10 protein-coding genes are annotated in these 12,005 nt (G+C 56.7%); 1 reads left to right on the forward strand and 9 read right to left on the reverse strand.

Going from position 1 to position 12,005, the window contains the following annotated elements:
* Window positions 1–21: 21 nt before the first annotated feature.
* The 9 genes from GRX76_RS13810 to GRX76_RS13850 all read right to left on the reverse strand — a co-directional run bounded on the left by GRX76_RS13810 (window position 22) and on the right by GRX76_RS13850 (window position 11,329).
* A complete protein-coding gene (locus GRX76_RS13810) occupies window positions 22–768 on the reverse strand; it encodes a methyltransferase domain-containing protein (RefSeq protein ID WP_160153847.1) in 747 nt (248 codons plus the stop codon).
* Window positions 769–813: 45 nt separating this feature from the next.
* Window positions 814–1,278, reverse strand: coding sequence for a GAF domain-containing protein (locus GRX76_RS13815; protein WP_160153848.1), 465 nt, complete (start codon window positions 1,276–1,278; stop codon window positions 814–816).
* Between the two features lie 166 nt (window positions 1,279–1,444).
* Window positions 1,445–1,885, reverse strand: a complete 441-nt coding sequence (locus tag GRX76_RS13820) for a hypothetical protein (protein ID WP_160153849.1) — start codon at window positions 1,883–1,885, stop codon at window positions 1,445–1,447.
* Between the two features lie 149 nt (window positions 1,886–2,034).
* A complete protein-coding gene (locus GRX76_RS13825) occupies window positions 2,035–5,670 on the reverse strand; it encodes an ATP-binding protein (RefSeq protein ID WP_160153850.1) in 3,636 nt (1,211 codons plus the stop codon).
* A 58-nt stretch (window positions 5,671–5,728) separates the two neighbouring features.
* Entirely contained in the window at window positions 5,729–6,451 is a 723-nt protein-coding gene (locus tag GRX76_RS13830) for a DUF4194 domain-containing protein (RefSeq protein ID WP_160153851.1), read from the reverse strand.
* Between the two features lie 7 nt (window positions 6,452–6,458).
* Window positions 6,459–7,895: a Wadjet anti-phage system protein JetA family protein gene (locus tag GRX76_RS13835; RefSeq protein ID WP_160153852.1), complete on the reverse strand. Its 1,437-nt coding sequence runs from the start codon at window positions 7,893–7,895 to the stop codon at window positions 6,459–6,461.
* Between the two features lie 26 nt (window positions 7,896–7,921).
* Window positions 7,922–8,110, reverse strand: a complete 189-nt coding sequence (locus tag GRX76_RS13840) for a DUF3012 domain-containing protein (protein ID WP_160153853.1) — start codon at window positions 8,108–8,110, stop codon at window positions 7,922–7,924.
* A gap of 52 nt (window positions 8,111–8,162) precedes the next feature.
* Entirely contained in the window at window positions 8,163–9,536 is a 1,374-nt protein-coding gene (gene cysS, locus GRX76_RS13845) for a cysteine--tRNA ligase (protein WP_160153854.1), read from the reverse strand.
* 119 nt (window positions 9,537–9,655) lie between these two features.
* Window positions 9,656–11,329, reverse strand: a complete 1,674-nt coding sequence (locus tag GRX76_RS13850; protein WP_160153855.1) for a glutamine--tRNA ligase/YqeY domain fusion protein — start codon at window positions 11,327–11,329, stop codon at window positions 9,656–9,658.
* 165 nt (window positions 11,330–11,494) lie between these two features.
* On the opposite strand from GRX76_RS13850, the gene GRX76_RS13855 reads away from it, so the two are divergent.
* Entirely contained in the window at window positions 11,495–12,004 is a 510-nt protein-coding gene (locus GRX76_RS13855; RefSeq protein ID WP_160153856.1) for a peptidylprolyl isomerase, read from the forward strand.
* The last annotated feature ends 1 nt before the right edge of the window (window position 12,005 follow it).

Below are 12,005 nucleotides of genomic sequence, written 5' to 3' on the forward strand. Positions count from 1 at the left end.
CCCGCCAATCAACCTGCCCGCTCACTGCAGAGCACGCAGTTGGGAATCCAGCTTTCGGAAGGGATTATTGGGATTTATGGCCGCCGGAGCCTGGGTGAGAAGATTTGACTTATCGAGCGGTACACGGCTGAAGACACCGATACAGTTATCGTAGAGCGGCGACTGCGCAGTCCAGGCACCCTGGAGGCGCTCCCGAATTGCCGCCTGACGCCAGCCACTGGCGAGGAGTTCACGGCGGCTGACAAAATTGCTGACCACTGCGCCAGCCGGGGAAAGCTGACGCAGCAACTTACTACACCAGTAACCGTCCGCCTCAAACGCGCGCGCCACCTCACCGTTGCTATGACCAAACAGGTCATCGACGATCAAGTCAAAGGGCGCACTCGTATTACTGCTATCCAGCCCCGCGATAAACTCCCGGGCATCCGCACAAACCAACTCGACACCCTGAACACCAAAATATCGGCGGGCTACCGTCAGATGTACCGGATCTATATCCACCCCGACGATAGATTCAGGCTGGACAAATTTTTGCAGCAACCGGATCAGCGCACCACCGCCCACTCCGAGTAGCAATACCCGCTGTATCTGTTTCTCAGGGAGAAAAAACGCGGGGAGTAACAACAACTCCCAAAGGGAACCTTTCAGTGGGTCTCTCGGGTTCCACTGGGAATGGAAAACACCATTGCTGTAAAGCCGGACACTGGCCCCATGTTTGCGAACCTGGTACCGGTTACCCCCTACCTGCTTTTCCCAAACCAGCGCCATCCCTGTGCCCCAACCTTCCTGAGTCCCAAGTACTTAACCCCTACCCTATGGCAAATCTGAATGCTGCAACAGGACATTGGCGAACGCCTCTATACCAGCCAGGTCCTGATCCGTGAACCGCGCCACAGAGGGGCTATCGATATCCAATACACCAATACAGCGCTCGCCATGGTATAGCGGCACAACCACTTCCGAAGCGGAAACCGCGTCGCAGGCGATATGCCCCGGGAACTGATGTACATCTTTCACCAACTGCGACTGCCCGGTTTCAACCGCGGTACCACAAACCCCGGCACCGACGGCAATCCGCGTGCACGCGGGCTTCCCCTGAAACGGCCCCAGGGTGAGTTCCTGGCCATGCAGGAAATAGAAGCCGGCCCAGTTTATGTCTGGCAGTTCCATAAATAGCAGCGCACTGGCATTTGCGGTATTCGCCAGCCAATCGCGTTCGCCGGTCAAAAGCCCGGCCAGTTGCGCACAAAGAGAGTCGTAAAATGCTGTTGTCGTCATAAAAATTCCACGTCCGAAAATTTTCCGCTAATTCTGCGGTAAATCAATGTATCGGCAAGCCGCCAGCCCCAAAATCAAAAGCCCGCTATTGAAGCGGGCTCTATTGTAACGATAACGGTGTCGCTAACTGTACGAGAAGTTCAGCGCAGGAATGATGGCGTTCGCGTTATTGATACGGATCCGTCACAGATTCACCGCTGTCCGATTGTGACTGGTACGCCTCAGCATCCACCGTCGGCTTGGACCACTCACCCTCTTCTTCCGGTTCACCGCGGCCGCGAATCGCCGGGGCAGCAGCCGTGACGTCACTGGCCATCAGTCCACGCTGCTGCGCCGTCGGCGCTGGTCTGGAAACCGGCGCTGCAGGTTCGTTTTTCAGCACACGGCTGGCAATACTGTTCAGGTTAGGGCGGCGACGCTCGGCCAACTTGACCGCCTCCAGCTCGCCATTCAGACGGTTGATCTCCGCCTGCATATCCCCCACTTTGGCCTGCAAATCGGTAATCTGGGACAAAACGCCCTTCACCTTGCGACTTTCCTGCTCATACAGCACTGCAGCGCCCCCAAAGGCCACCACGAAGACCAACAAAATCGAAAACTGACGCATCCAAGCCTCCCCTGCTTATGCGAGTCATATTGTAATAACCCGAGGAATATTACCGGAACAGGGGATATCTTCCGCGAACTGGCGCGTAAAATTCAAGCTCAAAAAGTGACCAGAAGACCCATTATCATCCAAATCGATCGCTTAGCGAATCAAGGAGTCTGTTCATCCACCAGGTCGAGAAACTCCAGGCTCGCCTGCTGGCGAATTGTCCGGCGGTGATTGGCCCACAGTTTGGCAATCTTTTCCTGGTTGCAGACTTTACGGTCGACGTAAACCCGGGTATTCAGCTCACCGATCGGCTTTGCTGCCGGACATTTGCTGAATACGAACTGGTTGGAAATCAGGTCCATAAAAGGACCGGATTTACTGCTGGGCATGATAAACAGCAGCTGCAGCCCAAGGGTCTCGGTCAGGTAACGGATCACCTCCCGGGAGCGGGATTCGTCCATTTTCGAGAAGGCCTCGTCTACCAGCACCATTTTCAGGTGACTGTTGCCATCGTTAAAACGGAAGGCCGAGGTAACTGCGGCGGAGCGGATGATATAGGCCGGCGTTTCCAACTGGCCACCGGAGCCAGTACCGTACTGACTGAGGGCGATCGGCTCTTTGCCTTGAGGCTCTTTGTAGATTTCGTAGTTGCGGTAGTTGCGGTAGTCGCTGATGCGATCCAGCTCTCGACGGGCGAGCTGCTCATCCTCACTCAGTAACATCGCCAACAGCTTGTCACGCACCTGCCGGTGCTTGACCGAAAGATCCGCGTCAAACAGGCTCTGCTCTTCCCCCAGATTTGGCAATTCGATCACTGCCTTGAAGAAGCTCCAGTATTCCTTGAATTCAGGAACCCAGCGGTAATCGAAGCGGAAACGCTCTCGGTCGGCACCAAAGCGGTGGTGCTCCAGCTCCTGGTTCAGGTCGTCCAGCACCCGCTTACCGTCGTTGATCGACTGATAGATCGCGTGGCACAGGTGAGTAACGAAAGTGGTATTGAAGGATTTCTTCAAGCCCAACAGTTGCTCGTGGCGATCCACCAGCAGGTTGTTCTTGAGGCGATTGCGCAACGCCGTCACTTGATCCACCAACTGGCAGACCAGCTTGAACTGCCCCTCACTGTGGCCGCTGGCAAAGTCCGGGTCGAATGCGAGGGTATCCCCGGTGCTGCAGCTACTGTTGTAGTCCATCACCCCTTTCAATAGCTGATGACTGTATTTCTGCAACAGCCCCTGCCACTCGGCGATATCCTGGGAGAAGTCGAACCCGTCCCCCGCCTGAGCCGCCTGGTCATCGGCCAGCTGCAGGGTGGCTTCCGCATCAAAATCGGGGGCGATCTGAACAATACGCTGCACCCCGGCCTCGCAGTCCGACAGCGATTCATCGAGCTGATCGAGCTGCGCGGCAAGTGCATGCAATTGCTTGCCAATATTATCGAGATTGGTTTCCAGCTTGCCCGCAAGCTTCTGCAGGCTGGCGCCCTGCTGTCGCTCCGCTTCCAGCTTTTCATGCAGCGCATTGGCCTGTTGCTCCAGCTCCAGACCGTCGTCCAGATCCAGGTTGCCCAGGGCCTGCTCCGCATTGCGTCGCTGGCGCAGGGCATTCAGCGCCGCATCCACGGATTCCAGTAATTGCAAGGCAGTAAAGCTGCGCACCGCGTGTGCGAGCTGGCGCAGCTGCTGTTGCTGCTCATTGACCTGGGCGGCCTCCGTCAGCAGGCGACGCAACGCCTTCTCTTGTGCTGCCAGCGCTCTGGCGCGGGCACCCTGCCCAAATACCAGTTCGCTGTCATCCACGTCACAGCGCCACATACTGTAATTGCCGCTCGCCAAGCCTTCGGCGGTCAAGCCACGCCGGGTACTGCGCAGCTCCTGGGCATCACGCACCTGCAGCACAGTGCCGTATGAGGCGCGCAGGTAATACTCGGCGGTTTTGTGACTGAAGGACATCAAATCAATGATGGATTGCTTCGGCGCTTCCATACGCTCGGCATCGCGCCTGGCCTTGTCGCCCTGGATTACGCGGGCCCGGTTACTCCGCCCGGGCATGGCCCGCACAATGCTAATGGCTTCTGCCTCGTAATCCGCGTCAACGATGATCGAGAAACGCGCCCCGCCGAGGTAACCTTCGACCGCCATCTGCCAGCGCTCATCCAGCACTTCGACAAAATCACACAGCACCTGCGGCTCGGCCTGCGGGCACTGTTCGCGGATTGCAGCCAGCGCCTGGTCTACATATTGCGGGTAGCGGACGCGATTGGATTGCAAATGGTGAATCCGGGATTCCTGCCCGTGCAGCTGCTTTTGTAACTGCTGCACTTTCAGCTCACCGCGGGACACCAGTTCATTGACCTGGTCGCGCAGAGTGACCTCACCGGCATCCGCCGCAGTCAGTTGCTGCACCAGACGGTTTTGCAAGGTCTCTGCAGCGACCACCTGATCGCGTACCGACTCCTGGGCAGAAAGGTCGATCCAGTCCTTACCCAGTAGGCCCTCGAGTTGCGGCAGATCGTCACCCCGCCCTACGGCTTTGAGCGACTTCAGCAAGCTCCCATCACTAAAAGCAGGGATCTCCAGGGAAACCGAAGTACTGGCCAATAGTGACAGCAAATCGCTGGCGGCAGACTGGTTCGCTGCGAACAACTGCTGCTGCGCTGCCAGCGGCGCTGCCAGGGATGAAAGACTCCGGTTTGCTGCGGTAATCTTCTGATCCAGTTCATCTTTGCTGCGCAGCGCGGCGATCCCCTGGCGCTGAGCCTGCACTGCTACCAACTGCTCACTCAAACTTCGGGTACGGTGTTCCGACTGCTGAATTTCCTGCGCGGTGCGCTCCAGTTCTGCACGGGTATCTTTCTGGCGATTTTTGCCTTGCAGGTAGGTTTTCTGTACACGCAGCTGCTGGTGCTTGGCCTGCAGGTACTCCTGCACACGCAATTGACGCCACTGCTCGCTGTACAGGTCAGCGGTTTCCGCGATGCGTTGCAGTGCATCTACCCGGTCAACGATTTCGCGCGCCTCCTGCTCCATTCCATGGATGGTTTTCATCAGTTCGGAAACGGAGCGAATGGCCTCGCCCAGGTCGCGTTTTTCCAACACTTCCTGTGCAACAAAATCGTTAATGCTTTTTACAGGCTTGTACGCCATGAAATTGGCAAACGTGCGCGCAGCATGGGTCGCCTCGCGGTCTGGAACCGCATCTTTGCGCCCCCGCAGGGCACCGTAGAGGCGTCGCAGGTAGGCTTTCTTTTTATCGTACTGCTCGACCTTCTCGAACTGTTTGCTGACGACACTGTAAAATTTGTCCAACGGCAACAGATGTTTGCCATCTTTATATTCTTTGACGAAGTCGCCCAGCGCCAGTTGCTCGCCAGGGATCAGGAAAAACTTGAGGCTGTCCTGACGCGCCTGCGCAGGCTTGGTGCTGGTATCCAGATGGGCACGGATGGCCATGATGGCGGTAAACGGCTCACCATCCTCGCCCTCGGTGGGATAAAAATTGCCAGCAATATAGCAGTCCGTCGGCTGCAGGCGGGCGTAGCTGCCATCGTCACAACCGAGTACATAAGAGGCCAGCGTACGAACTTGTTTACCGCCGCGACCACGCTGCGTGGTTTCGTCCTGACCGGGGTTGAAGGTGAACAGGGTATCGTGGGCTGCGGTCATCAGCGTCTGGATCGCATCTGCCGCCGTGGTTTTACCCGAGCCATTGCCACCGGAAAACAGGTTGATGGGGCCAAAGTCGTATTCCAGTTGTGGAATATTGCCCCAATTGATCAGGATGAGTTTCTTCAGAAACATACGTTTCGTGCGCTCGAGAAATAGGTGTATTTATACTGTCTTGCCCCGGGCTTGCACCTCAGGACTCGGATTCTGCAGCGAACAGGCTGTGATCTTCACTGGCCGGGGTAATTCTTTCCACTGCCGCCACACTGTCCTGGCCAACGTCGGATGCTTCCGGCGTATCCAGCAATTGCTGCAGTGCAGTCTCACTAACAAACTGCGCGACGGTAGGCCGTACCCGCAGCAGGGTCTCTGCCACCGCTTCGCTGTCTTCACCATTGAACTGGATCAGGCGCAACTGCCGCAGTTTTTTCAACAATTGCTTACGCTCTGCGAGTTTGTCGGGCAGTGACATTTTCAGCAGGTTGCGCAAACCCAGCTCCAGTGCTTCCAGGGTCAAAGCTACGCAGCCCTGGTCGTCTACCTGCCCTTCCCGCAGAGACTTGTCGTATTCAACACGCAGTACCAGAATTGCCGCCACTTCCTGCTGACTGAGGCGTGCACGGAAGCCGCCGTGATGAGGCTCCTCCTGATCCGGCATTCCGGGCACTTCTGCCCCCGGCGGATAGACACGGATAAACTGGAAGCGGCTATCGTGCTGCAGGCGCAGCCCCAGAGGCGCCAACCACTCCCGGATCAATGCCTCACAGCGCTGGAAGCGGTCGTAAAGCAGGGTTTCCACATTGCTTTCGTCGCGGCAGATCACCCCGTAATCCAACAGCCGCACCAGCAATTCCGAAAACTCGTTGCGGGTCACCCGGCACTGGGCCAGGGCTTCTTCGAGAGCCTGTTCAATCACGACCTGTTCACTCTTCTTTTTGCTCCCCTTTTAACTCAAGGGAGTACTCATCAAATTCTGCAAAATAGTCATTGCTGGCCTTCTCACCGGTGAAGGTCACCTGCACAAAAGGCCCGCTGCCATCCTGTGACACGGCGGCCGCTTCCAGGGCGTGACTCATGGCCAACAGATCGCGGGCATCCCGCAATGGCAGGTCGCGACTGTTTACCCGTTGGCCACGGCCAAGGGCCGTCGCCAGATAATTGCGTAAATCGCTACTATTGAAATTGAACGCCTGATCCAGCAGCTGTTGCAACACCACTTCCCGCTGGCCGTCGTCGGTCATGGGGACATCATCCTCAACCAGCGTGTTGACCGGCTGGCGGCGGTTGCGCTGCCACAACACCGCCTGGCGCGGATCAAACAACCGCAGCTGGAATGCGGAAAGTTGATCGCCAAGTGCTGACAGTAATTGGTCTCGCTGTGGTGATTCACCCAGATCTTTGCAGAGATCCGTGAAGGCTCCCTCACTGGTACTTTGCAGGTAGCTCAGCTGGCGGATGATAATTTCCGCGCGTTTGGTGAAACCGTGCAGCGCGTGGCGCAATGCAGGCAGTTTGACTTCACAGGCGCGGCGCATGCGATCTTCAATGGTGTCCAGCATCAACCAGAGAATGGACTGAGTTTCCACGTGCAGCTCTGGCAATTGCTGGCGCAGGCGTCGCTCCCACTCCGCTTTCTTTGCATTGTCTTTGCGGCGGATCAGGGTAATAACCCGAGTGATACTATCGCGGTGCTTCTCTACGCTATCGGCAGAGAGACGAATGGCCAGATCCGGTTGGAAACGGCTTTCCATGAACGAGAAGAATTCATCCGTGGCCTGCTGAACCAGGATCTGCGCCTCCACTTCCCGCACCAGTTCACGCTTGCGCTCTTCCAGCTCGGCGATCATATCGGTGAAATCCGCCACGATACGCTCGGAATACTCCCAGGCATCGATCAGATCATAGACTTCACCGCGGCTGGCAAAGGCTTCCAGCGCATTGAGGGTATTGCGGGTATTGCGGTGCCGGGTGCGCACGCGAGTGCTGTTCAGCTCCACCATCGGCTGGGTGAGCAGACGGCCACGGCGGCTGAAGGGAAAGGAAACCGTCAGGGTAGCGCTGTCGACCAACTTTTCCAGCCAGCCAAACTCCACCAGGGTATTGAGTACCCAGACGGATTGCTCGCGCAAATTGCGGAAGCGCCCTTCCGGCTCGGCGCCACCGTCGCTGTCCAGCTGCGGGGCGCGGGTGAGCGCTTCGGCAAAGGTCTCCAGGATCTGCTCGCGCGTCAGCGACTCGCCGTAGTCGGCCTTGGCGGTATACAGCCGCTCATACAACAGGCGCAGGCATTCCACCACCTGCTCCCGGTACTTACCGGTGAGCGGTCGGAAAAAGTGCTGATAGGAATCTGCAAAAAACAACGGGCAGTTTTCCTTGGAGCTGACGCTTACTTGTCTTCAGGCTTCTGGTTCAGCACACAGTATTTGGTGTAATCACCAGCGTCATTGAAGCTCCACTCCCCCTTGGGGATTCCGTCCATTTTCTTGCACCAGGCATCGGATCCGCGCTTGGGTTCACAGGCGGTGAGGGTCAGGACAGCGATAGTGGCAGTGAGAATGGTCAGTAAATTTTTCATGTTGTTATCCGCTGATATTTTGTCGATGTTTATTGGCAGTGGCGGCGAGGGATTACTCCCTGCGCCACTTGGTGCCTTCGCGGCTGTCTTCCAGCACTACGCCTTTGGCTTTCAATTCCTGACGAATCTCATCAGCACGGCCGTAGTTCTTATCCTTTTTACTCTGCTGACGCTCGGCAATCAGGGCCTCGATCTCCGACTCACTGATTTCGTCCCCACCCCGGGATTGCTTGAACCAGGCTTCCGGGTCCTGCTGCAGGATACCCAGCAACGCACCCGCGGCAAGCAGCTGCCCTTTGAGTAGCGCCTGATCTGCACTTTCCGCTTTGTTCAGTTCCTTGGCCAGCTGGTGCAACTCACTGATTGCGATGGGCGTGTTCAGGTCATCGTGCAGCGCAGCCAAAAATGCAGAGCCAGTCAAATCTGCCGTTGCGGGTTCCACTGACTGGCTCTCACGCAAGGCGCCGTAGAGGCCATCCAGGGTGCGCCAGGCCTGATCCAGCAGATCTGCGCTGAAGTTCAGTTCTGAGCGATAGTGGGCCGACAGCAGCGCAAAACGCAGAACCTCACCGGGGTATTGCGTCAGCAGGTCGTTCACCATACGAAAGTTGCCCAAGGATTTGGACATCTTTTCGCCATCGATGTTTACGTAACCGTTGTGCATCCAGTAGCGCACAAAATCCACGCCATTGGCACAGCAGCTTTGTGCGCGCTCATTTTCGTGGTGCGGGAAGGTCAGGTCGCGACCACCACCGTGGATATCAATGGTATCCCCGAGGTGCTTTTTGATCATTGCCGAACATTCAAGGTGCCAGCCCGGGCGTCCGCGGCCCCAAGGGCTATCCCAGCCGGGCTCGTCATCGGAAGACGGCTTCCAGAGCACGAAATCACCGGCATACTTTTTGTAAGGCGCGACTTCTACCCGCGCACCGGCAAGCATATCGTCCAGGGAACGCTTGGAAAGCTGGCCATAGCCGTCCATGGATTCCACGGCGAAGAGCACATGCCCTTCCGCTGCGTATGCATGCCCTTTTTCCACCAGACTTTCGATCATGGCGATCATTTCCGGCAGGTGCTCGGTGGCATAGGGAGTGACGTCCGGCTGCAGGTTGTTAAGCGCCTGCATATCCTCCACATAGGCCTGCGCGAAGCGCGCGCTGAGTGCGGCAATTTCCTCGCCGTTTTCCCGCGCCGCTTTCATGATCTTGTCGTCAATATCGGTGATATTGCGCGCATAGACCACATCACTGTATAGAGTCTTCAGTACCCGATAAAGAGTATCGAAGACAACCACCGGGCGGGCGTTGCCGATATGCACACGGTTGTAGACCGTGGGGCCGCACACGTACATGCGCACACGGTTTTCCTGCAGGGGTGTAAAGATTTCTTTTTCACCGGAGAAGGTGTTATGGAGCTTGAGAGACATCTCTTTCCGCTATCTATTCTGGTAGTGATCCGGTGGGTAGGCTGCGCCTACCCACCTTGGGAAGTTGCGACTTATCTCGCTAACTTATTTGCGAAGGTTCCAGCTAACTTGTCCCGAAACTACTTGTTCTGCTCTTTCGCCCAGGAATCCCGCAGGCCGATGGTGCGGTTGAACACGGGCTTTTCCGGGGTGCCGAACTTGCTGTCGCGACAAAAATAACCGTTGCGTTCGAACTGGTAGCCCTTTTCCGGCTGGGCTTCAGCCAGGCCGATCTCGGCTTTACAACCCGAAAGAATCTGGAGGTTGTCCGGGTTTACCGACTCGAGGAAATTCTTGTCGCCTACATCCGGTGACTCGTCATTAAACAGGCGATCGTACAGGCGCACCTCGCAGTCTACATTATTGTCCGCAGACACCCAGTGGATTACGCCTTTTGGCTTGACGCCGTCAGCGGGGTCTTTGCCCAGGGTATCCAAATCCACGGAACACAGGATCTCGACAATATCGCCGGCATCGTTTTTGATGACTTCATCTGCCTGAATCACATAGGCATTGCGCAGACGCACTTTTTTGCCCAGTACCAGACGCTTGTATTTCTTGTTCGCTTCCTCGCGGAAGTCTTCCTGCTCGATATACACCGTGCGGGTGAACGGCAGCTCCCGCGCTGGCAGGTCGTCGCGCACCGGGTGACCGGGAGCACTCAACATTTCCTGCTGACCTTCCGGGTAGTTGGTCAGGGTGACCTTGAGCGGCTCCATCACGCACATGGCGCGGGGTGCATTCTTGTCCAGGTCGTCGCGGATAGCATATTCCAGCATTCCCACATCCACCGTGGAGTCGGCGCGGGTTACCCCGATCATCTCGCAAAACTGGCGGATCGCTGCAGGTGTAACACCACGGCGACGCAGGCCTGAAATGGTCGGCATACGGGGGTCGTCCCATCCATCTACAAAACCTTCGTCCACCAGCTGCTTCAGCTTGCGCTTGGACACGACCGTGTAGTTCAGGTGCAGACGCGCAAATTCGTACTGGCGCGGGCGCGCAGGTACCGGCAGGTTTTCAATAAACCAGTCGTACAGCGGCTTGTGGTCTTCGAACTCCAGGGTACAGATGGAGTGGCTGATCCCTTCCAGCGCATCGGATTGACCGTGAGCAAAGTCGTAGCTCGGATACACGCACCATTTGTCACCGGTCTGGTGGTGAGCAATTTTCTTGATGCGGTAGATAATCGGGTCGCGCAAATTGATATTCGGCGCCGCCATATCAATCTTGGCGCGCAGGCTGCAGCTGCCCTCATCAAATTCACCAGCAGTCATGCGGGTAAACAGATCCTGGTTCTCGGCCACAGAGCGGTCACGGTAGGGGCTGTTTTTGCCCGGCTCTTTCAAGGTGCCGCGGTGCGCGCGCGCCTCATCCGGGGACAGGTCGCAGACATACGCCTTGCCCTGCTCGATCAGGTAGATGGCCCACTGGTGCAGCTGGTCGAAATAATCCGAGGTGTACTTGACATCCCCTGCCCACTCGAAGCCCAGCCAGGAGACGTCACGCTTGATCGCGTCTACGTATTCCTCTTCTTCTTTTGCCGGGTTGGTGTCATCAAAGCGCAGGTTGCACTGACCGCCAAACTCCTTGGCTAGGCCAAAATTCAGGCAGATAGACTTGGCGTGACCGATATGCAGGTAGCCGTTGGGCTCTGGCGGAAAACGGGTGGTCAGCTGACTGACACGACCCTCGGTCAGATCTTCGCGGATGATATTCTGTAAAAAGTGAGCGGGCTTGCTCTCGGATGTCATAGCTTTCTCTAAAATCAACTACTCGAAGTAAGCGGCGGATTATAACGCAGATGACTGCCGCCGCATGGGGTTTTCATTGCTTCTATGTCGCGAGCCGGTGCGGTTTGCGTCGGTCTGTGAACAGAGTATCATGCCGCCCCAAACCGACCCCGGAAAGGACATTTTATGATCACTTTGCACACCACTTACGGCGATATCAACATTGAGCTGGATTTTGACAAGGCGCCCAAGTCCGCCGCCAACTTCCTGCAATACTGCCGCGACGACTTCTATACCGGCACCATCTTTCACCGGGTAATCAACAACTTCATGATCCAGGGCGGCGGCATGACCCCGAACATGGATCAAAAAGCGACCCGTGACCCGGTAGAAAACGAAGCCGACAACGGCCTCAAAAACGACACCGGCACCCTGGCCATGGCCCGCACCATGGATCCGCACTCCGCCACTGCGCAATTTTTCATCAACGTGAACGACAACGACTTCCTGAACTTCCGCTCCAAGGATGCGCAAGGTTGGGGCTACTGCGTTTTCGGCAAAGTCGTCGAAGGCATGGACGTGGTCAACAAGATCAAGGAAGTTGCCACCGGCAGCAACGGCTTCCACCAGGACGTACCGACCGAAACCATTGAAATCACTGGCGTATCCGTTTCTGACGCCTACGCAGACAAGTAAT

This window comes from Microbulbifer sp. ALW1 (assembly GCF_009903625.1).
Classification (GTDB): Bacteria; Pseudomonadota; Gammaproteobacteria; order Pseudomonadales; family Cellvibrionaceae; genus Microbulbifer.